This window comes from Amycolatopsis sp. Poz14 (assembly GCF_006704225.1).
Classification (GTDB): Bacteria; Actinomycetota; Actinomycetes; order Mycobacteriales; family Pseudonocardiaceae; genus Amycolatopsis; species Amycolatopsis nivea.
In genome coordinates, this window is sequence record NZ_JACLHD010000001.1 from 1,227,647 (window position 1) to 1,249,713 (window position 22,067).

At 69.9% G+C, this 22,067-nt stretch carries 14 protein-coding genes and 1 tRNA gene; 11 read left to right on the forward strand and 4 right to left on the reverse strand.

Annotated features, from left to right (window positions below; all coding sequences use genetic code 11):
* Nucleotides 1–142 precede the first annotated feature (142 nt).
* Nucleotides 143–763 (forward strand): bifunctional DNA primase/polymerase, encoded by a 621-nt coding sequence (locus FKO37_RS06125; RefSeq protein ID WP_238603942.1) that lies wholly within the window; start codon nucleotides 143–145, stop codon nucleotides 761–763.
* 48 nt (nucleotides 764–811) lie between these two features.
* Here FKO37_RS06125 and FKO37_RS06130 read toward each other — a convergent pair whose 3' ends face one another.
* Complete coding sequence (locus FKO37_RS06130; protein WP_238603943.1) at nucleotides 812–3,877, reverse strand: DEAD/DEAH box helicase; 3,066 nt, start codon at nucleotides 3,875–3,877, stop codon at nucleotides 812–814.
* 276 nt (nucleotides 3,878–4,153) lie between these two features.
* On the opposite strand from FKO37_RS06130, the gene FKO37_RS06135 reads away from it, so the two are divergent.
* Together FKO37_RS06135 and FKO37_RS06140 are read left to right on the forward strand one after the other, a co-directional pair.
* Nucleotides 4,154–6,439: a sodium-translocating pyrophosphatase gene (locus tag FKO37_RS06135; RefSeq protein WP_037808341.1), complete on the forward strand. Its 2,286-nt coding sequence runs from the start codon at nucleotides 4,154–4,156 to the stop codon at nucleotides 6,437–6,439.
* Nucleotides 6,440–6,576: 137 nt separating this feature from the next.
* On the forward strand, nucleotides 6,577–7,164 hold the full coding sequence (locus FKO37_RS06140; RefSeq protein ID WP_238603944.1) for a hypothetical protein: 588 nt from the start codon (nucleotides 6,577–6,579) through the stop codon (nucleotides 7,162–7,164).
* On the opposite strand, the gene FKO37_RS06145 is transcribed toward FKO37_RS06140, so the two are convergent.
* Complete coding sequence (locus tag FKO37_RS06145; protein ID WP_238603945.1) at nucleotides 7,131–7,910, reverse strand: nucleotidyltransferase domain-containing protein; 780 nt, start codon at nucleotides 7,908–7,910, stop codon at nucleotides 7,131–7,133. The two genes, FKO37_RS06140 and FKO37_RS06145, sit on opposite strands and share 34 nt — an antisense overlap.
* 93 nt (nucleotides 7,911–8,003) lie before the next feature.
* On the opposite strand from FKO37_RS06145, the gene FKO37_RS06150 reads away from it, so the two are divergent.
* Nucleotides 8,004–8,705, forward strand: a complete 702-nt coding sequence (locus tag FKO37_RS06150) for a hypothetical protein (protein ID WP_238603946.1) — start codon at nucleotides 8,004–8,006, stop codon at nucleotides 8,703–8,705.
* A 65-nt stretch (nucleotides 8,706–8,770) separates the two neighbouring features.
* On the opposite strand, the gene FKO37_RS06155 is transcribed toward FKO37_RS06150, so the two are convergent.
* Nucleotides 8,771–9,586, reverse strand: a complete 816-nt coding sequence (locus FKO37_RS06155) for a serine protease (RefSeq protein WP_238603947.1) — start codon at nucleotides 9,584–9,586, stop codon at nucleotides 8,771–8,773.
* A 306-nt stretch (nucleotides 9,587–9,892) separates the two neighbouring features.
* Between FKO37_RS06155 and topA the strand changes: the two genes are divergently transcribed.
* The 6 genes from topA (at nucleotide 9,893) to FKO37_RS06185 (ending at nucleotide 20,046) form a co-directional block, all read left to right on the forward strand.
* Nucleotides 9,893–12,754 (forward strand): type I DNA topoisomerase, encoded by a 2,862-nt coding sequence (gene topA, locus FKO37_RS06160; protein ID WP_238603948.1) that lies wholly within the window; start codon nucleotides 9,893–9,895, stop codon nucleotides 12,752–12,754.
* A gap of 61 nt (nucleotides 12,755–12,815) precedes the next feature.
* On the forward strand, nucleotides 12,816–13,964 hold the full coding sequence (locus FKO37_RS06165) for an MFS transporter (protein WP_238603949.1): 1,149 nt from the start codon (nucleotides 12,816–12,818) through the stop codon (nucleotides 13,962–13,964).
* Between the two features lie 63 nt (nucleotides 13,965–14,027).
* Nucleotides 14,028–14,882 carry an ESX secretion-associated protein EspG gene (locus tag FKO37_RS06170; protein WP_043827118.1) on the forward strand — a complete coding sequence of 285 codons (855 nt, stop codon included), beginning with the start codon at nucleotides 14,028–14,030 and terminating at the stop codon, nucleotides 14,880–14,882.
* Nucleotides 14,883–15,969: 1,087 nt separating this feature from the next.
* The gene (locus FKO37_RS06175) at nucleotides 15,970–16,560 is read left to right on the forward strand and encodes a hypothetical protein (protein ID WP_238603950.1); all 591 of its coding nucleotides are present in this window, start codon (nucleotides 15,970–15,972) and stop codon (nucleotides 16,558–16,560) included.
* Between the two features lie 148 nt (nucleotides 16,561–16,708).
* Nucleotides 16,709–18,850, forward strand: coding sequence for a dTMP kinase (locus FKO37_RS06180; protein WP_238603951.1), 2,142 nt, complete (start codon nucleotides 16,709–16,711; stop codon nucleotides 18,848–18,850).
* Complete coding sequence (locus tag FKO37_RS06185) at nucleotides 18,847–20,046, forward strand: DNA polymerase III subunit delta' (protein ID WP_238603952.1); 1,200 nt, start codon at nucleotides 18,847–18,849, stop codon at nucleotides 20,044–20,046. Before FKO37_RS06180 ends, FKO37_RS06185 begins: the two co-directional genes overlap by 4 nt.
* A gap of 68 nt (nucleotides 20,047–20,114) precedes the next feature.
* Here the strand turns inward: FKO37_RS06185 and FKO37_RS06190 are convergent, their stop codons facing one another.
* Entirely contained in the window at nucleotides 20,115–21,800 is a 1,686-nt protein-coding gene (locus FKO37_RS06190) for a hypothetical protein (protein WP_238603953.1), read from the reverse strand.
* Between the two features lie 127 nt (nucleotides 21,801–21,927).
* Between FKO37_RS06190 and FKO37_RS06195 the strand changes: the two genes are divergently transcribed.
* Nucleotides 21,928–22,004: transfer RNA gene (locus FKO37_RS06195), tRNA-Thr, on the forward strand.
* Nucleotides 22,005–22,067: the final 63 nt, after the last annotated feature.

The following is a 22,067-nucleotide window of genomic DNA, read 5'->3' on the forward strand; positions in this document are numbered from 1 at the left end:
TACTGGGCGTTCATCGCTCGGTAACGGCCGGTTGTCGCGCGGAGTCTTCCCCGCAATGTGCAACTTGCCGTTTAGTGAGACGTGCGCCACCACGGCCCCGACCCACACGGCGCGAAAACCGGACCTCGAAGGCAGGAAAGCAATGTTGGACGCGAATTGGCCGGACAGCTGGCGGAACGCCTTCCGCATCGAATTGCGTGCGGAGGCGATCGGCCTCGCTTGGCGCGGCTGGCCGGTGCTTCCGGGGGCGACCCCGGAGCCGATCACCGCGGAGGGGGACGACCTGACCTGGCGCCGGCCGGTGCCGGTGCGCGACGACTGGCGTGAGCTGGTCGGTTCGCACGCCCACGAGGTCGCCAGCTGGTTCAGCGACCGCACGCACAGCCTGCTCGTGGCGACCGGCACCGTGCTCGACGCGGTCGAGGTGGACCAGGAACTGGGCAAGCGCGCCGCCCGGCTGCTGCGTTCCATCGGGCACCCGGCCCCGATCGTCGCGATGCCGAACGGCCGGTGGCTGTTCCTCACCCAGCCCTCCGAGCACCTGCCCGCCGAACTCGCCGAGGAGATTTCCGTGCAGTGGCACGGCAAGGACAGCTACATCCCGCTGCCGCCGTCGCCGTTCCAGCACGGCGTCGTGCACTGGCGAGTGAAGCCCGAGGTGTGCGGCTGGCAGTTGCCGCCCGCCGCCGAGGTGCAGGACGTGCTGGTCCGCGCCCTCGCCGACGAGCACGCCTCGATGCTGGTCGAGAGCACCGCCGCCTGATTTCCGGTTCCACCCCGGCAGGCAGCACGCGACAACCGAAGAAAGTTTTCACGCTCCACCGTGGCCGCACTGTTCCCCGTGCTGACGCAACGCCCCGAGCACGGCTCCCAGTACGGCCACCGCCCCTGCCTTGTCCAGCGGATCGTTGCCGTTCCCGCACTTCGGCGACTGGACGCAGGACGGGCAGCCCGTCGGGCACTCGCAGGAGACGATCGCCTCCCGCGTAGCGGCCAGCCACGGGACAATCGCGGCATAACCGCGGTCGGCAAACCCCGCACCCCCGGGATGCCCATCGTGCACGAACACCGTCGCCTCCCCGGTGTCCTCGTGCCACGCGGTAGACACCCCGCCGATGTCCCAGCGGTCGCACGTAGCGAACAGCGGTAGCAGGCCGATCGCCGCGTGCTCGGCGGCATGCAGGGCACCGGGGACGCGCGCCGGAATCAACCCGGCGCCCCCCGGTGCTCTGCCAGCACCCCCGGTCCCCGCCGGTCCCACCGCACCACCGATCTCGACCCCGGCACCGGGCCCCCGCCCATCCGCCGGATCGCCCGAAACTTCGCCGGTTACCCCGACAACCGACGAGGCGCCCCCGGTCCCCACCGGTTTCCCAGCCGCACGACGGTCCGCTGCCCCCGCAGCGGCCCTGCCAATTCCCCCGGCGGCTGGCGACGCATTCCCGGTCCCCACCGGTTCCCCGCCCACCTGACTGGACGCGGACCCCGCAGCGATCTCGCCGATCTCCCCGTCGGCGGGCGACGCACTCTCGGTCCCCGCCGGTTCTCCGGCAGCATGACTGGACGCAGCCGTCCCGACGGTTCCCTCGGCGGCTGGCGATGCATTCTCGGTTCCCGCCGCTTCTGCCGTCGGACGACGGGGCGCTGCCCCCGCAGAGATCCCATCGATTCCACCGGCAGTTGCCGCTGCGGCCCCCGCTGGTTCTTCGGCCGGGTCGGCGGGCGATGCGATCCCCGTCCCCGCCGGTTCTCCCGCCGACACCGCATCCGTGCCGCCGGAATTCCCGCCAGTCGGTGACGTGCCCTCGGCCCCTGTCGGTCCACGAACCCCCTGGCTCGCTACCGATCCCGCAATGGTCGCGCCCTTCTCCACAGCGGTTGGCGATGTGCTTTCCGCCCCGCGGCCCGTCGACCCAGCAGCGGTTTCGCCACCGCCCCCACCCGGAGACTCCAGCAGCTCACCAGAAACCGTGTACCAAACCGCTCTCGTGTGCAGGCTCTGTTCTGGCAGGTCGAGCGGCGTGTGGTCCAGCACCTCACCCGACGGCCGCCTCCGCAAGTACCCCACCACCTGCGACGTCACCGCGACCTCGCCCAGGCACACCGTCACTCCGCCGTGGCGGCATTGTTCTTCGGTCGACAGCACCGAGATGTCCACGATCTCGCGCGGCGAAGTCGTCCAGTCCGGGTCCTCCGCGTGCACCAGCGCCAAGCCCGTCTCAAGGTCCAGCTCATCGACGACATACGACGACCCCTGATGCAGATACACCGCCCCGGGATGAACGGAGTAGCAAGCCGACCCGGGATCGACGGTGCCCAGCATTCGGCCGGAGTCCGCTTCCACCACTGCGATCTGGTCGCCGCCTGAGCCGCGGATGCCGACCTCCCCGTGCGGGCGGTCGCGGGAAGTCCAGTACCAGCCGCTGGAACGGCGGCGCAGCAGTTTCTCCTCGGCCAGATCCGCCAGCACCGCGCGGGCGGCCTCGCCGCCGAAGGTTTCCAGTTCCGGTTCGGTGAGCGGCAGCTCCGCGACGGCGCACGCGAGTTGCGGGCCCAATACGTAAGGGTTCGTCGGGTCCAGGACCGCGGTTTCCACCGGGCGTTCCAGCAACGCGGCCGGGTGGTGCACCAGGTAGGTGTCGAGCGGATCGTCTCGGGCGACGAACACCACGAGCGCTTCGTCGCCCGAACGTCCGGCGCGGCCGGATTGCTGCCAGAACGACGCGAGAGTGCCGGGATAACCAGCCAGAACCACAGCGTCCAGGCCGGCGATGTCGACGCCCAGCTCCAAAGCGTTCGTGGTCGCGACACCCAGCAGCCGACCCGAAAGCAGGGCTTGCTCCAGGGCGCGCCGCTCCTCGGGAAGATAGCCGGATCGGTACGCGGCAACGGTATCCGCCAACCGAGGGTCCACTTCGGACAGAAGACGGCGTGCTCCCAGCGCGGTCAGCTCAGCACCGCGGCGGGAGCGGACGAACGCCAGCGACCGAGCGCCTTCGACGACCAGTTCGGTGAGAATCCGCGCGGTCTCGACGCCAGCCGGACGGCGGACGGGCGCGCCGTTCTCGCCGGTCAGTTCGTCGAGCAGCGGCGGCTCCCACAACGCGACCGTCCGCGCACCACGCGGCGACGCGTCATCGGTGACCGCGGCACAGTCCACGCCGGTGAGCCGAGTGGCGAAGGAGGCTGGCGAAGCAGTGGTCGCCGAAGCCAGCACGAACACCGGGGAAGCGCCGTAGTGCTCCGCCACCCGGCGCAGGCGGCGCAGCAACAGCGCGACGTGCGAGCCGAAGACGCCGCGATAGCTGTGGCATTCGTCGACCACGACGTACCGCAGCCGGCGGAAGAACTGCGTCCATCGGGAGTGCGCCGAAAGGATGCCGCGGTGCAGCATGTCGGGGTTGCTGAACACCCAGTTCGCGTGTGCGCGGACCCAGTCGCGCTCTGTCATCGGGGTGTCCCCGTCGAACGCCGCCGCGCGGACGCCCGCGACGTCCAAAGAGGACACCGCGCGCAGCTGATCAGCGCCGAGCGCCTTCGTCGGCGAGAGGTACAGCGCCGTCGCCCGCGCGTCCGTGGCCAATGCGCTGAGCACCGGCAGCTGATACGCCAGCGACTTCCCCGACGCGGTTCCAGTGGACACCACGACGTGCGTGCCCGCGTGCGCCAGCGAAGCGGCCTCGACCTGGTGCCGCCACGGTTTTTCGACTCCGGCCGCGCGGAACGCGGCCACCGCCGACGGCTCCGCCCACTCCGGCCACGGCTCGTGCCGGGCCGCGCGTTCCGGCAGCCGGGACACGTGCGTCACCGGATTCTCGTGCGCCGGGATCCCTGCCGTGACCCGGTCCAGCAGCCTCCGTCCTCGCTCTCCCACCACGTGCCGAAGCTTCGCACAGGGCACCGACAAAACCGGGCCGAGATCGATCCAGTGACCAATCACACAAGGTTACCGAACGTGCTGTCGCCGGGACGCATTGCGGACGCGCAGATCACTACCAATACACTCCCTCGATCCACACCCACTGTGGCGAGCGTCATGTGAGACGTGCATTGCTTGCACGGCTAGCGTGTCCTTCGGCACAGATCCACGCCAGCGCAGGCGCGCCGGGTACGACGGGCCCGCGCTGGCCAAACGGCGTTCCCAGGAGGACGAATGTCCCGGCAGTTCCTCGCGGAGGGCGGTATCACGCTCTCCGGGGGTGGCTACACCATCGTCGGTGTGGTCGCCGTGGTCGCCCTTGTCGCACTGGCCATCGGTTACGTACTGCTCAAGGAGGTGCTGGCCGCGGGCCAGGGCACCGCCAAGATGCAGGACATCGCCAAGGCAGTGCAGGAAGGTGCGGCCGCATACCTGAAGCGGCAGCGCAACACCCTCGCCATCTTCGGCGTGATCGTGTTCCTGCTCCTGTTCGCGCTTCCCGCGGACGACTGGAGCGAACGGATCGGCCGGTCGATCTTCTTCCTCGTCGGGGCGGCGTTCTCGTTCACCATCGGCTACCTCGGCATGTGGCTGGCCACGCAGGCGAACCTGCGCGTGGCCGCCGCGTCGCGCGAGGAGGGCGGGCGCGAGAAGGCGATGCGCGTGGCGTTCCGCACCGGCGGCGTGGTCGGCATGATCACCGTCGGGCTCGGCCTCTTCGGCGCGGCCGTCGTGGTGCTCGTCTACACCGGCCAGGCACCGAAGGTGTTGGAGGGCTTCGGTTTCGGCGCGGCGCTGATCGCCATGTTCATGCGGGTCGGCGGCGGCATCTTCACCAAGGCCGCCGACGTCGGCGCCGACCTGGTCGGCAAGGTCGAGCAGGGTATCCCCGAGGACGACCCGCGCAACGCCGCGACGATCGCCGACAACGTGGGCGACAACGTCGGCGACTGCGCGGGCATGGCCGCGGACCTCTTCGAGTCCTACGCGGTGATGCTCGTCGCCGCGCTGATCCTCGGCAGCTCCGCGTTCGGCGCGTCCGGCCTGATCTTCCCGCTGATCGTGCCCGCCATCGGCGTGATCACCGCGGTGATCGGCGTCTACATCACGAAGGCGCGCGCGGGCGAGGGCGGCCTGGTCACGATCAACCGCTCGTTCTACATCTCCGCGGTCATTTCCGCGGTGCTGTCGGCGATCGCGGCGTTCGTGTACCTGCCGAACAGCTTCGCCGAATTCGGCGAGGGCTACGCGCACAACACCGGCAACCCCGCGGTGATCGCGACGGTCTCGGTGATCATCGGCATCGTGCTCGCCGCGCTGATCCTGCGCATCACCGGCTACTACACCGGCACCGAGCACAAGCCGGTGCAGGACGTCGGCAAGACGTCGGAAACCGGTGCGGCGACGGTGATTCTGTCCGGCATCTCGGTCGGGTTCGAGTCCGCCGTGTACACCGCGCTGGTGATCGGCGCGGCCGTGTTCGGCGCTTACCTGCTCGGCGGCGGCGTCGCGCTGTTCGCGGTGGCGCTGGCCGGCACCGGCCTGCTGACCACCGTCGGCGTCATCGTCGCGATGGACACCTTCGGCCCGGTCTCGGACAACGCGCAGGGCATCGCCGAGATGTCCGGCGACGTCGACGAGAAGGCCGCGCAGATCCTCACCGAGCTGGACGCGGTCGGCAACACCACCAAGGCCATCACCAAGGGCATCGCGATCGCCACCGCGGTGCTGGCGGCGACTGCGCTGTTCGGGTCCTATTCGGACGCGATCGCGAAAACCGTGGCCGAACGCGGCGAGGGCGCGGTCACCGCGGTGTCCTCGTTCGTCAACCAGGTGGTCAGCCCGAACACGCTGGTCGGCGTGATCGTCGGCGCGGCGGTCGTGTTCCTCTTCTCCGGTCTCGCGGTCAACGCGGTTTCGCGTGCCGCCGGCGCGGTGGTGTACGAGGTGCGCCGCCAGTTCCGCGACATCCCCGGGATCATGGAGGGCACCACGCGGCCCGAGTACGGCCGGGTCGTCGACATCGTCACCCGCGATTCGCTGCGGGAGCTGGCGACGCCGGGTCTGCTGGCCGTCTTCGCGCCGATCGCGGTCGGTTTCGGTCTCGGCACCGGTGCGCTCGCCGGGTACCTGGCCGGCGCGATCGCGACCGGCACGCTGATGGCGATCTTCCTCGCCAACTCCGGTGGCGCCTGGGACAACGCCAAGAAGCTCGTCGAGGACGGCAACCACGGCGGCAAGGGTTCCGACGCGCACGAGGCGACGATCATCGGCGACACCGTCGGCGACCCGTTCAAGGACACCGCCGGTCCCGCGATCAACCCGCTGATCAAGGTCATGAACCTGGTCTCGGTGCTGATCGCGCCCGCGGTGGTCACGCTGACGCTCGGCGGCGGCGCGGACACCACGTGGCGGATCGTGATCGCGGTCGTCGCGGTCGCGGTGATCGTCGCGGCGATCGTCGTGTCCAAGCGGCGCGGCAGCGTCATGTCGGAGACTCCGGCGGAGGCGAAAGCCTGACGCATTGCTCCATTCGGGCCCGGTACGCCTCGTGCGTGCCGGGCCCGTTCGCGTCCGCTCCCCGGGGCGAGTTGCGGACTACTGGCGGGTCGGTACCGTGCGGAGGACACGGATCTCGACGGACAGGAGTGGTGCGGGTGCGGCCGCGGTGGACCGGTTTAGCCGCGCTGGCAACAGGAATCGGGATAGGGCTCACGGGCTGCGGGCAACCGCCGCCGCCGACCGAGCAGGTCGTGTCCGGCGGGCACTCGGAAACCGCGGGCCAATCCGATCCGGCCGCGAAATGGGCCGACGGATACTGCGGGGCGGTCACGCACCTGGTTCGTGCGCTGGCGAATCTTCCTTCGATCGATCCGAGTTCGTCAGCGCAGGCCACTCGCACGTCGAGCGATCTTCTGGCGTCGGTCGCCCGCGGCATCGACCAGACCGTGTCCGGGTTGCACCGGGTCGGTCCCGCGCCGCTGCCCGGCGGCGAACCGGCGCGCACGGCTTTGCTCGGCCAGTTCGCTTCGGTGCGGCAGCAGGCGGACGAGGTGCGCGGCAAACTCGACGCGGCCGACAATCCGGCCGCGGTGAATGCGGCGCTGGACGACGCCAAATCGGCTATCGACCAGATTTCTCGGCTCGACGTCCTCGAGGGCTTGGATGCGACGCCAGCCCTGTCCGCGGCGGGCAAGCGCGCGGCGGGCTGTCAGCAGCTGGTCGTCCCGCCCGCGCCACGCTGATCAGGATCGAGCGCCCGTCGAAGCGCGGCGGCGCGCTCCGCGTCATGGTGCGCGACGGCGGACAGGTAGTGCTGAAGCAGCGCCTGCCGAGACCGTTCGAGCTCGGCCGAGCTGACCGACGCCGCCCGGCCGTCTCGCAGCGTCGCCAGCACCGGTTCGGGCAGCCGGTCGACTTCGCGCCCGTGCCAAGGATTCAAGCCGTGCCGCAGGCATTCCAGCGCGATGATCTGGTCGCGCAGGTCGTCGAGCATCAGGACGGCTTGCCACGTCCGTCCGCGGGCGATGGCCGAGCGGGCGTGCAGCGCGTACAGCCAGGCCATGCCGATCACCTGCTCGCTGCCCGGTTCCGCGGCGCGGGTCGGCTCGTTGGCCTGGCCGAAAACGATCTGGAAACCGTCCTCGGTGGCCCGGAACAGCTCGTGGGGCCAGAACGACAAGTCGACCTGGAGCGAGGAGCCGAGGAGAAAGACCCGGTAGCGAACTCCTTCGCGCGAGGTCACGTCGAGGGTGTCGGCGACGCCGAACTTCTCGTCGAGCGACTGAGTCCAGCGTGCGACGACTGCGGGTTCGTCCGCGTCCTCCGCGAGCTGAAGGACGAGGTCGATGTCCGACCAGCGGTCCTCGGTCCCGCGAGCGGCCGATCCGACCAGCGCGGCACCTGCGATGTCCGCGTCGTGGCGGGCCGCGGCGATCAGCTCGGCGCGCACCCGGACGCGTTCGGCGACTTCGAACAAAGGAACCCCCAATGCCGGTATTACTATACCGGCAACACTGCGTGCCCGGGAAAAACCTCGGCGTGACGCTCGCCTTCAATCGAACTTGTGTTCTATCATCGCGGCGTGGATCGGACGATCTCGCTGTTCTCGGCGGAGGCGACCGGCCCGGGCCTGCCAGACCTGGCCGGGCTGTTGTGCTGCCAAGGGCAGATCACCGGGTTCGGCCGCACGGCGGCGCGGCTGTCGGTGCTGGTCGAGGAGTCGTGGCGGGCTCGGGTGCTGGCGCGCGAATGCCGGAGCCGGGGTGCGGACGCGCAGGTCGCGGTGGCCGACTGCGGCAGTCCGCAAGTGCGCACGTCGTTCCGGGTCGATCTGCTCGGGCTCGCCGAACAGTGGCTGCGGCCGGGGCACACCGGTCCGGCGGAGGACGATTCGGGCAAGGCGGTGCCCGGCGGCTTCCGGCTGAGCGGCGCGATGCTGCGGATGTGGGCGCTCGCGGCAGGTCGTCCCGAACCCGGCGGCTACCTGCTGGGCGTCGATCCGCTGGCCCCGGGAATGCACGAGGAGCTGCTGGCCGTGCTCGCGCCGCTGGGCGTCCAGGCGCGGTTGCTCGGCCCGAAGGCGGAGCAACCCGCGGTGCGCGTCAGCGGGCGGCGGAAGCTGGCCGGTCTGCTGGAGCTGATCGGCGAACCTCCAGCGGGCGCGGAGGCGGCGTGGCCGGAGCTGCCGCCGGCCGGGGAACGCCGCGAACGGACGGCGGGGGAGCCGCGCCGAGGCGCTCCGGCGGAGAGCGCTTCACAGTATTTACTGGAGGCTGTGGGGTAGAGCCGCGCAGAGAAAAGGCCCCCATCGCTCAGCGGAGCGACGAGGGACCTTTCCGAGGACGTGTCTTACGGTTTCGGCAGGGTGCAGCCCTGCTGGTTGAGGTCGATCTCGTTGGCCGGGGTCAGGCAGGCCGGGATTCCGTAGGTCTCCTGGCCGTACTTGTAGTTCGGCCGCACGGTCACGTTGCCCGCTTCGTCGACCTCGCACGGGTTGTTCAGCGTGCAGCGCTGGCCGTCGTCGTTGGACGTGTTGTTCACGCCGATGACCTTGCCGGTGTTGCGGTCGACGACCGGCGAACCGGACGTGCCGCCGATGGTCGCGCAGCCCGGCACGTACCGGATCGAGTCCTTCCAGACCCAGTTGTTCTCGTGCAGTTCGTGCACGAAACCGTCGATCGAGCAGGAGTAGATCTGCTTCCAGTACCCGGACACCACGTCGATCGGCGTGCCCGCCTGCGGATGGGCGTTGACCAGTTCGAGCGGCGGCACGCTGTACTTCTGCTCGATGTCGGCGTAGGTGTCGCTCAGCTGGTAGAGCGAGATGTCGGTGTCGGTCATCGTCGCGTAGACGACCTTGGTCGCGGTCACGGTGCCCACCGAGCTCTGGCCGTCCGGCGACAGCAGGTCGAACGAGCGGTTCGAAGGCTGCCCGACGATCACCTGCCCCGGATCGGGCATGCCGTCTTCGAGACAGTGCCCGTTCGAGAGCACCATCGCGGGCGCGTCCATCGGCGTGGCGGCCGGTTTCACGACCGAACCAGAGCAGTTGGACAGCGCCACGGCACCGGTGAACGTGGTGGTCGCCGCGCTCGCTTCGGGGGCGGTGACCAGCGCGAACGTCGCCGTGATGGCGATCGCGGTGCCAACCAGTCGGCGGATCATGGTGGGTTCCTTTCGGCTGGGGGGAGGAATAAGTGAACCGTCGACGTCCTTGGACCCGCCACCGTCTAACGGAGGGTATCGGTGGTATGACCGGTTACCCTGCACGGCACGTGTCCGATATCACGTGCTAGGTGTGGAAAGGAAACATCGCCGAGGTCAGCGGCGATCCGACGGGCAAGGGCCCGGCGGCTCGTCAGGGCACCTCGGCGCTGCGCGGACACTGGGGACGTGCACACTGACAGGTCGAGACGCGGGCGCAGTACCCCTCTGGTGCAGGGGTGAGAGCGCCGCTGCGGCGGCGCGGAGATGAGTGGAGAGCAGGGCAGCGTGGCAGGAACACGGACCAAGAAGAGCGGCGCCGGGGGCAACGGTGCCGATCGACGGCGGCTGGTGATCGTCGAGTCGCCTACCAAGGCCCGCAAGATCGCCCCTTATCTCGGCGGCAACTACGTCGTCGAGTCCTCCGTCGGGCACATCCGGGACCTGCCCCGCGGCGCCGCTGACGTTCCCGCGCAGTACAAGGGCGAATCGTGGGCCCGGCTCGGCGTCGACATCGACAACGACTTCAAGCCGCTCTACATCGTGACCCCGGACAAGAAGTCCAAGGTCACCGAGCTGAAGGGGCTGCTGAAGGACGTCGACGAGCTCTACCTCGCGACGGACCCCGACCGCGAGGGCGAGGCCATCGCCTGGCACCTGCTGGAGACCTTGAAGCCCAAGGTGCCGGTGCGCCGGATGGTCTTCCACGAGGTCACCGAGCAGGCCATCCAGGCCGCCGCCGCGGCCACCCGCGAACTGGACGCCGACCTCGTCGACGCGCAGGAAACCCGCCGCATCCTCGACCGGCTTTACGGCTACGAGGTCTCGCCGGTGCTGTGGAAGAAGGTCATGCCGAAGCTCTCGGCGGGCCGTGTGCAGTCCGTGGCGACGCGGATCGTCGTGGAGCGCGAGCGCGAGCGGATGCGCTTCACCTCGGCGTCGTACTGGGACATCTCGGCGACCATGGACGCTGGCGAAGACGCTTCGCCGCGTACGTTCCCCTCGCGGCTCATCGCGGTTGACGGTGCACGTCTCGCGACGGGTCGGGACTTCGACTCCAACGGTCAGCTCAAGGGCAACACCGCGGACATCCGCGTGCTCGGCGAGTCCGACGCCCGAGCGCTGGCCCAGGGGCTGCAGAACCGCGACTTCAAGGTCGCGAGCGTCGAAGAGAAGCCGTACACGCGGAAGCCGTACGCGCCGTTCATGACGTCGACGCTGCAGCAGGAGGCGGGCCGCAAGCTGCGCTTCACCTCCGAGCGCACGATGCGGGTCGCGCAGAAGCTGTACGAGAACGGTTACATCACTTATATGCGTACCGACTCCACGACGCTGTCGGAGTCGGCGATCACGGCCGCGCGAAGCCAGGCAACGCAGCTGTACGGCAAGGAGTACGTCTCGCCGTCGCCGCGCCAGTACACGCGCAAGGTGAAGAACGCGCAGGAAGCGCACGAGGCGATCCGTCCGTCGGGCGAGGTCTTCCGTACGCCGGGCCAGGTCGCGAAAGAGCTGGACACCGACGAGTTCCGGCTCTACGAGATGATCTGGCAGCGCACGATCGCGTCGCAGATGGCGGACGCGAAGGGCACCACGATGTCGGTGCGCATCATCGGCACCGCCACGACCGGCGAGGAGTGCACCTTCGCCGCTTCGGGCCGCACGATCACCTTCGCCGGCTTCCTGAAGGCATACGTCGAGGCAGTCGACTCCGAGGCCGGCGGCGAGGCCGACGACAAGCAGAGCCGGCTTCCGGTGCTGGTCAAGGACCAGGGCCTGACCGCGCCCGAGCTGTCCGCGGACGGCCACTCCACGTCGCCGCCCGCGCGCTACTCCGAGCCGAGCCTGGTCAGCAAGCTGGAAGAGCTGGGCATCGGCCGCCCGTCGACGTACGCGTCGATCATCAAGACCATCCAGGACCGCGGCTACGTCTGGAAGAAGGGCTCCGCCCTCGTTCCGTCGTGGGTCGCGTTCGCGGTGATCGGCTTGCTGGAGCGGCACTTCGAACGGCTGGTGGACTACAACTTCACCGCCGGTCTCGAGGACGAGCTGGACCGCATCGCCAGCGGTGACGAGCACCGCGTCGAATGGCTGTCGAAGTTCTACTTCGGCGGCGACTTCGGCGTCGAGGGTTCGGTCGGCCGGCTCGGCGGGCTGAAGAAGCTGGTCGACGGCAGCGTCGAGGGCATCGACGCGCGCGAGATCAACTCGATCCCGATGTTCAGCGACGCCGAAGGGCACCAGGTCGTGGTGCGCGTCGGCCGCTACGGGCCGTACCTGGAGCGCGAGGTCAACGGCGAGTCGCAGCGCGCGAACCTGCCCGAAGACCTGCCGCCGGACGAGCTGACGGCGGAGATCGCGGAGAAGCTTTTCGCGACGCCGCAGGAAGGTCGCGTGCTGGGCACCGACCCGGTCAGCGGGCACGAGATCGTGGCGAAGGAAGGCCGCTTCGGCCCGTACGTCACGGAGCTGCTGCCTGAGCCGGAGCTGCCCGAGGACGCGACGGCGGCGCAGAAGAAGGCCGCGAAGGCGAAGCTGCCGAAGCCGCGTACGGGCTCGCTGTTCAAGTCGATGTCGATCGAGACGATCACGCTCGACGACGCGCTGAAGCTGCTTTCGCTGCCGCGCGTCGTGGGCAAGGACCCGGAGTCAGGCGACGAGATCACCGCGCAGAACGGGCGCTACGGGCCGTACCTGAAGAAGGGCACGGACTCGCGGTCGATCCAGACCGAGGACCAGCTGTTCTCGATCACGCTGGAAGAGGCGCTGAAGATCTATTCGGAGCCGAAGCAGCGCGGCCGGTCTGCCACCGCGCGTCCGCCGCTGAAGGAACTCGGCGACGACCCGGTGTCGGGCAAGCCGATGGTGGTCAAGGACGGCCGCTTCGGCCCGTACGTGACCGACGGCGAGTACAACGCGACGCTGCGGAAGTCCGACAGCATCGAGGAACTCACCGCGGAGCGCGCTGCCGAGCTGCTGGCGGAGAAGCGCGCGAAGGGCCCGGCTCCGAAGAAGCGGACGACGCGCAAGGCACCGGCGAAGTCGACCACGACCAAGTCGGCGGCGGCGAAGTCGACCACTGCGAAGAAGGCGCCGGCGAAGCGGAGCAGCACCGCGACGAAGTCGAAGTAACGAGGATCTGAAGGGCCACCTGGAAAACTCCGGGTGGCCCTTTCTCGTGTCAGGGGGATGGATGGGGGAGACACAGCGCGCGCGTGCCGCGGTTTCCGTGGTTTTCGCGGTGTGCGGTGCGGCGTTTGCTTCGTGGGCGGCTCGAATTCCCGCGGTACAAGGAAAACTCGGCCTCAGCGCCGGCGAGCTCGGGATCGGCCTTTTCGGGCTCGCCGCCGGTTCGGTCGTCGCCTTGCTGGCGGCGGGACCGTTGATCACGAAGATCGGCAGCCGGCGCGGGGTTCTTTTCGGGGCCACGGTCTTGTGCGGCGGTTTGCCGCTCGTCGCCTTCGCGCCGGACGCGCCGCTGTTCGTCGCCGCGCTCGTCGTGCTCGGAGTGGGCAACAGCCTGCTGGACGTCTCGATGAACGCGCACGCCGCGCGCGTCGAAGAGGCTTACGGGCGGCCGATTTTCGCTGGTTTCCACGCGTTCTGGAACATCGGCGGACTGGCGGGCTCGGGTCTCGCGGCGCTGATGGAAGTTTGGCGGGTGCCAGTCGAAGCGCATTTCACCGGCGCTGGCGTCGTGCTGCTCGTGCTCGGGATCTTCGCCGCTTCGCAGTTCTTGCCGGGTGCTGATCGCGGACAGGGCGAGGCAGCGTTTGCCTTGCCCAGCAAGGCATTGATCCCGTTGGGCGTGATCGCGTTCTGCGGGTTCGTCGCGGAAGGCACGGTGAACGACTGGAGCGCGGTCTACCTCCGGGAGGTCACCACGGCGAGCGCGGCTGTCGCGTCGCTGGGCTACTTCGCGTTCTCGATCACCATGATCGCGGTGCGCACGGTGGCCGACCGGGTCGTGGAGCGCGTTGGTGCGGTGTTGTTCATGCGGGTCGCCACGGCGGTGACGGTCGCCGGGTTCCTGCTGGTGGTCGCGGTTCCGGTGCCGGTGGTCGCGGTGATCGGGTTCGCCGTGGTCGGGCTCGGCGTGTCCGGGATGGTGCCGCTCGCGTGGAGCGCGGCCGGGCGCAAACAGCCGGAAGCGCCGGGCCGGGCGATCGCGGCCGTCGCGGCGTGCGGGTACCTCGGGTTCCTCGCCGGTCCGGTGCTGGTCAGCGGCCTGAGTGGCGGGATCGGCCTGCACTGGACGCTCGCCGTGGTCGGCGCCCTCGTGGTCACGGTCGGTTTTCTCGCGCCCACGATGCGTGTCAGCGAGCCGGTGTCGCGGCGCTGACCGACCGCTCGGCGCACGGATGGGTTGACTCGAACAAAAGTTCGAGAAATTGTCGGTACCAGGGTGTTCAATGACGGGGTGAGCAGTTCAGCACCCGTCGTCTTCGACGTCATCGACGAGGTCATCGGACCGCTGCGGGCCGAGATGCCGCAGCGGCCTTCGGTGATGGAGTTCTACGACCCGCATTTCGAGGTGCCGCCCGTGCTGGCCGAGGAGGAGCCCGCCGGAGCGGCTTCGGGATTGAGCCTCGCCGAGGAGGTCCGGCAGTCGTTCGGGCCGATGCTCGGCGCCGGCTTGGCCGAGGAGGTGGAGCAGTACACGCGCTTCGTCGCCGGGATGGCCGCGCTCGGCCTCGCCGCGGACGGGGAGGTGACCGCCGAGGCGGTCGAGCTGTACCGAGTGCTGCGCGGCGGGTTCATCCGGGGAGTGGTCACCGGGGTGTTCCCGGCGAGCGAGGAGCCGTGGGAGGTGCGGTTCTTCGGAGACGAGGACTTCACCACGGTGATGAGCAAACTGGGCCGCCGGGCGCGGCTGCGGTCCGGAATGCTCAGCGCACTGCCGGGATGGGTGTTCGACGGCCTGCCTGACCGCCCGCCCGGCCCCGGCCCCGCCGTGCGCATCGAAACGGACGACAGCGGCCTGATCCCACGGGCGGCGTGGGGAGACCTGGACGTCATCCGGCAAGCCGTCGCCCGGCCCCGGCAGGGAACGGTGCTGGTGGACCTGGCCGTCCGGGACGCGGTGCTGGCGGAGTATCCGCACGGCGCGTTCGGATTGGTGGACAACGATCAAGGGAGGTACCAGTTCCGAGCCGCCCCGCGAGGCGGCGGCAGAGGCGGTTGGGTGGTGACGTGGTCTCCGGCTACCCGGGGGACTGCCGAGGCTTGGATTGTGGAGGCGGTGCGCAGCCATGCTTGACCAGGTGTGAGGGAGCTGGGCTGGTCTTGGGCGGCTGAGCCCGGGGAGAGCCCGTGTGAGTCCGATGCGGTCCAACTGGGCTCGGCGTGGTTCGGCTGGGCGTGGGCGGTCCGGTTGTGCTCGGGAGGACCTGGCTGAGCGCAGGGCGGCCCGGCGGGGCTCGGCGCGGTCCGGTTGAGCGTGGGCGGTGCGGGTCGTGCTCGGGAGAGCCCGGCTGAGCGCGGGCCAGCTCGGCTGGGTTCGGCGCGGCCTGGTTGGGCGTGGCGGTGCGGGTCGTGCTCGGGAGAGCCTGGCTGAGTGCAGGGCGGTTCGCCTGAGTTCGGCCCAGCTCGGCTCGCCCGGCTGGGCTCGGCCCGGCTGGGCTCGGCGCGGTTCGGCTGGGCGTGGGCGGTCCGGTCGTGTTCGGGAGGGCCTGGCTGGGTGCGGGCCAGCTCGGCTGGGTTCGGCGTGGTCCGGTTGAGCGTGGGCGGTCCGGTCGTGTTCGGGAGAGCCCGGCTGAGCGCGGGGCGGTTCGCCTGAGTTCGAGCCGGCCCGGCTGGAGCTGGGGCGGTCCGGCTGAGCGTGCGACGGGTCCTGCCGAGCGGTGCTGATCCAGGCTCGGCTCCGGCCGCGGTTGGCTGGGGCGAGCGTGGCTCAATCGCGCTTAGCGCCTTCCCGAGGCGGACGTTGTCGGTTCATTGGCTCCGACTGAGGCGGCCATCCCGGCCGCCTGCCAGCTCAGCCGAATCGCCAGCCCGGCTGCCTGTGAGCCGTGCCGTTCTGGCGGCCCTGTCGGCTTGGCTACCAGGTCGGCCAGGCCAACCGGTTCGGCCGCGGACCGCACGCCCCTGCCTGCCCACCGGCCATTCAGCCCCTACAACCAGCCATCCACGCCCCCTAAAAGCAACCCCGCCCCACCACCGCCGGAAGCCGCAGTTTCCGCCGCCAAAACCCCTCCCCAAGCCCGTCCGCAGGAGGTCACTGGTCCGGGTGGCGCGCCTTCTCCCGGGCGCGGGCAGTAGTGGTTCTGCGGCCATTGGGTGGATGCGGGGACCGGTACTCTCGCCGACACTGGACTCGGCGGACATTCCGTAGTGAGGTGGTCACCATGAGCACGAGCGACGGGACTCCGTTTTTTCCCGCCTCCGGGCCTGACCGGGACGGGACGTTGGCCGGTGACGTCGGCGAGGTCGGGGGCGAGCGGTTCTCCGATCCGTTGTCCGGGTTCGAGATGGCGTCCAACCGCGCGCCCCGGCCGCTGCCGACCGCCAAGCCGGTTCAGCATGACCCCGAAGAGGTCAAGCGGATGGTCGAGGCCGCGCTCAAAGAGGAAGCCAAGAAAAAAGAAGTCGTCAAGACGCCGAATCCGATTCCGCCCTCCGACCGGCCGGATCTGGTTCCGCTCGGGTTGCTGCCGCGGCAGCGGACCTGGCCGACCAAGGCTCCTCAGCTGCTCAAGAAGGTGCCCCGGCCTCGGCCGAAGCGGGTTACCGAGATCGCTGACGACGACATCGAGGAAGAGCTCGCCGAGCGGCAGAGCCGGCGCGGGATGCCCTCGCTCAGCATGCCCAGCTTCGGGCGTCCGTCCAGCAGCACGGCGGGCGTGGTGCTCGCTGTGGTGTTGCTCATCGTGTTCGGAATCGTGGCGATCGAGCTCATCGCTAGCCTGGTGAGCAGTGTGAAGGGGCTGTTCGGCTGACACTCGCTGACCTCGGATATCACGGGGCGTGCCCTCCTCCCGTGCGCGGCGGGACTACCCTGGCTGCTACACGGTCGGGGGATCCGCCGGGGTCGCCTGACTCCGCCGTGACAAGTGGGGTGGGCGTATCAGCGAGGGCGTACGGTCGGTGCCTGGCACCGGCCCGGGCGGATCGGGCGGGACGTCCACGATCCATCGGGCCCGCCGGGTGCTGGCGATCAAACCGTTCCGTCGGCTGTGGGGCGTCACGTATCTGTGCAGTGTCGCCGACTGGCTGAACCTGCTGAATCTCACCAGCCTGAGCACCAAACTCCTCGACAACTACTCCGCGCAGAACTACGCGTTCGTCGGCGTCATCGTCACCGCGCTGCTGCCCGGCCTGCTCTTCGCGCCGGTCGGCGGACTGCTCGCGGACCGGTTCGACCGGCGCAAGATCATGGTCGTCTGCGACCTGCTGCGCTGCGGGTTCCTGCTCTCGATCGCCGTCGTCGGGGCGCCGTGGTGGCTGTTCGTGGCGAACTTCCTGGTCGGCTGCTGTTCGATCATGTGGATCCCGTCCAAGGACGCGGCGGTGCCGAACTTGCTGCGCCGCCCCGAGCAGGTCGAGACCGCCAACCAGCTCGGCATGGTGATGACCTACGGCCTCGCCGTCATCACCGCCGCCGGGGCGAACGCGCTGATCCAGGGCGCGAACTCCACGTTCCACCTGTTCCAGGGCCCCGGCGTCGACCTGTACATCGCCAAGGTCGTCGTCGTCATCACCGGCCTGCTGTACCTCATCAGCGGCATTCTCGTCGCCACCCGCATCCCCGAGCTTTCCCTGCGCGACGTCCACTCGCTGCCGCAGCAGAAGGTCAAGCGGGCCGACGAGGAGAAGTTCGGCTTCGGCGCGATGATGCGCGACGGGCTGAAGTTCGTCCGCAGCACGCCGATCGTCCGCGGCCTGCTGATCGGTGCCTTCGGCGCGTTCGCGGCCGGCGGCGCGGTCATCGGCGCGGCCAAGCCGTACTCGTCGTCGCTGCTCGGCGGCGACGCGGCGTTCAACCTGCTGATGCTGGCCGTCTTCATCGGCCTGGCGCTCGGCATGGCGCTGGCCCCGAAGCTCGCGCATCGGCTCCCGCACGACCGGCTGTTCGGCATCTCGATCGTCCTCGCCGGGCTCGCGCTCGGCGTCGTCGCGTTGTCGCCGCACCTGGCGATCTCGGTCGGCGCGGTCGCCTTCGTCGGCATCTGCGCCGGCACCGCCTTCCTCACCGGCGTCACGATCATCGGCTCCCGCGTCGAGGACGCGATCCGCGGCCGGATCAACGCGATCTACCAGGCGATGCTCAAGATCGTGCTGTTCGGCGCGACGGTGGTCACGCCGGTGCTGATCGGCCTGGTCCGGCAGCGCAACGTCAACCTGTTCGGCACGCCGATCATCGTCGACGGCACCCGTCCGGTCATCCTCGGCGGAGGCCTGCTCGCCGTGCTGCTCGGGATCATCGCGTACCGGCAGATGGACGAGCGGCGCACCGAGAAAATCTTCAGCGACCTGCGCAACGCGCTGCGCCGCAACCCGCGCCGCGTCAACGGCTTCCTGATCGCCATCGAGGGCACCACCGCGGTCAACACCGCTGAGCAGGCCGCTCGTCTCGCGCGCTGGCTCGGTACCGGCACCCGTCCGGTCGTCCTCACCGCCGACCCGGCGCTCGGCGAACAGCGCTTCCGCACCCTCGTCTCGGACGCTGCCCTCACCGGGGTGCGGGCGCAGGCGCTCGTCGCCGCAGCCGTGCGTGCCGAGCTGGTGGAACGTCAGATCCAGCCCGCGCTCGACGCCGGGTCCGTCGTCGTCATGGAACGCTTCGTCGACTCCCCGCTCGCCTCGCTGTCCGCGGCGGGCGAGCTGGACCGCGACGAGCTGGAAGGCCTGGTCGACTGGGCCACCGGACGGCTCCGCCCCGATCTCACCGTGCTTCTCGACTCCGAGCATGCCGATGCTCCGCAGCCGCCGCTGAAGGACCAGCTCTGGGTGCAGAAGCTGCTCGCCGAGATGGCTGCCGCCGACCCGGACCGGTACGTGGTGGTCGACGCCGAGGGCTCCGACGGCGACGTCGCGGGTCGCGTCCGCGGCGCCGTCCAGTCGGTCTTCGTCGGCTCGCTCGCCGGGCTCGCCCCCGCGGAACCGCCGGAGGAGGAGCCCGAGGACGCGGCTGTCGCGGACGTCGCCGAGGCGGCGGCCGCCGAAGCGGAAGCGACGCAGAACGGTGCGGACGCATTGCCCGTAGTGTCCAAAGTGGAGGATCGGTGACGACCCCGATCGGCGTCTGGACTGAGCTTGTCGGCCAGGAGCCTGCCGTGGAAACGCTGTCGACCGCAGCGGCCGCGGCGGCCAAGATCGTGGCCGGGGAACCCGTCGCGCCAGCGGCGATGACGCACGCCTGGCTGCTGACCGGACCGCCCGGCTCCGGCCGTTCGGTCGCCGCGCGTACGTTCGCCGCGGCCCTGCAGTGCAGCACCGGAACCGGTTGCGGCGCTTGCCCCGGCTGCCGGACGACGATGGCCGGCACCCACGCGGACGTGCGGCTCGTCGTCCCGGAAGGACTGTCCATTTCGGTCGCCGAGATGCGCGCGCTCGTGCAGGCGGCGGCGCGCCGGCCGACGACCGGCGAGTGGCAGGTCGTGATCATCGAGGACGCCGACCGGCTCACCGAGGGCGCTTCGAACGCGCTGCTCAAGGCCGTGGAAGAGCCGCCCGCCCGCACCGTTTTCCTGCTGTGCGCGCCGTCGGATCATCCGGAGGACGTCTCGGTCACCATCCGTTCGCGGTGCCGGTTGGTCCCGCTGCGCACCCCGCCCGCCGAGGCGATCGCGCAGGTGCTGATCTCCCGGGACGGCGTCGAGCCCGAGCGTGCCAACTGGGCCGCGGCGGTGTGCAACGGCCACGTCGGCCGCGCGCGCCGCCTCGCCACTGATGAAGCCGCTCGCCAGCGTCGTGCCACCGTGCTGCGGATTCCGCTCGGACTGCGTCGTCCGGACGACGTTTTCACCAGCGCCGACCAGCTGATCAGCGCGGCGGAAGCGGACGCGGGCGAGGAAAGCAAGGGCCGCGACGAGCAGGAACGCTCCGAACTGCGCACCGCGATGGGCGGCGACGGCACCGGCAAGGGCGTCGCCGGAGCGAAGCGTGCCGCCGAGGCCGCGGTGAAGCAACTGGAGAAGCGCCAGAAGTCCCGTGCGACGCGAACCCAGCGCGACACGCTCGACATCGCCCTGGTGGATCTGGCCGGGTTCTACCGCGACGTGCTCGTGACGGCTTCGCGTTCCGGTGCGACGCTGACGCATCCCGACCACGCCGAGCAGATCAACTCGGCCGCGGCGGCTTGGTCGCTGGAATCGACGATGCGCCGCCTGGAAGCCGTCCTGGAGTGCCGTGAGGCGATCGGGCTGAACGTGAAGCCGCGGATCGCGGTCGAAGCCATGGTCACCACGCTTCGCCAAGGCTGACCCAGACCGGTTAACGAAAACGGCCCCCTCGCCAGCAGCGAGGGGGCCGTTCTCTCTTGCCTAGCGCGTCAGTCGCGCGGATGCGGCGACGGCTTGAACGGCGTGTCCGGACCGCCGGTCGGCCGCTTCAGCACCAGCGCGGGACGCCGCCGGTTCGGGAACGCCGCCACCATCACGACGCCGAGCAGCAGCATCGCCGTGCCTGTCCAGAACAGCGGCACGGTGTCGTACGCGCCGTTCGTGTAGGCCAGGTGCTTCACCGGACCGGCCGGTGCGGCACCGCCCTGCGGCGGGGCGGGCGGAGTCGTCGAACCGCACACGACGCCGCCGGTCGGGGCGTACGAGCGGGCGATCTGCTCGCCGAGCGACAGCTGCGCCAGCGACGACGGCAGGTTGTCGCCTGCCTGCTTCGGCAGCAGCTCCTTGAGCTTCTGCGTCGGCAGCACCTGGAGGTCGAGCAGCCGCGCGGCCGCGCCGATCTGGTAGCCCTTGAACGGCGTGGTCGCCTCGGACTGCTTCTGGTCCAGGTTCGCGATGCTCAGCCGCAGCACGCCGAGGTCGAGCACCTTCCCGGTGGTGTCGCCGAGCTGTTGCAGACCCTTCGTCGCGGTGGCGACGAGGCCGCCGACCACCGGCACGTTGTCCAGCGCACCGAACTGCTGGCTCAGCGGTGCGAGCGGCAGGCCGATCGGGATGTCCTTGGTCGGGTGCGCCGCGTCGAGCGTGTACAGCGTCTTGCCGCCGGCGGCGATGGTGATCACCGGAGCCTGGTAGTCGACCTTGGACGTCTTCGCGTCGCCGGTGGAGGTGACGGTGAGCGTCGGCTGGCTGGCGACCTTGAGGTTCAGCTCGAGCGGGGTGCCCTTGAGGATGTTGATGTCCGCCGCCTGCAGCGTGGACCTCGACTGCACCGCCTTGTTCTTCGAACCGGGGATGTCGACGAGCTTGACCTGCGACCGCGACGACAGCGTGTTCGGCAGGCTCAGCAGCGAACCGGTGCCCGTCGCGGGAGTCTGGCCGCTACCGGGCAGCAGGCCGCCGAGGCTCTGCAGCCCGCTCTTCGGGTCGAAGCCCTGCGCGAGCTGGGTGCCGTCCGGCAGCTTCAGCCCGCCGCTGCCGAGCAGCGGGACCTGCGGCAGCGTCGGGATGACGTTCAGCAGCGACAGGCTCGCGACGGACGTGCTGGCGTCAGCGATCGTGTCCACGCACGGGCCGAGCGATTCGCTCCAGCGGGCGTGCGCGGTGCCGTTCAGCAGCCCGACGTTGAGCAGCGGGTTCGGCGGCGCGTTCAGGCCCCCGCTGATCTCCTTCGGGTTGTCCGGAAGCGCGGTCTGCACGAGGCTGCCCGGCGTCTGCGGAGCCTGGCCCCCGACGGCCAGCCCGAACGGAGACGACTGCGCGATCGACTTCTCGTAGGCCAGGTAGGCCTCCGAGTTCGCCGACGCGCTGGACAGGCCCATGCCGGCCTCGAGCGCGGACTGCTTCGGCAGCGTCTGGCCGAAGCCCGGAAGGATCGTGCTCGTGGTGACCGAGTTCGGCAGCAGCCGCAGGACGCCGAGCGCGGTGCCCGCGTCGCCCACCGCGTGCCCGAGCGGCTGCGGCCCGATGGGCGCGGACGCGGGCGGCTGCGAGGGGTTGTTCGGCTGCGGAATCGGCGTCGTGGGAATCTCCTGCGCACCGGCCGGCGCGGCCAGGAGCAGCAGCAACGCGGCAGTTGCGGGTACCGCCAGCGCACGGGGCAGTCTTCGCTGCATGTGCCGGGTCCTCCAGTGGATCGCCGGGTCGGGGGGTGAGACCGAAGTCATAGGAGCCTAACGACGCGGCCCCCGCAAGGTGACGCACCACGCCTCCGCTACACTGATGACCGTCGCACAGCGGCATGCCGCCTTAGCTCAGTCGGCCAGAGCGATTCACTCGTAATGAATAGGTCGGGGGTTCGATTCCCCCAGGCGGCTCCACGAATCAGGCCCCGTCCGAGACACCTCGGACGGGGCCTGATTCGTTCGATGGGCAATCCCGAG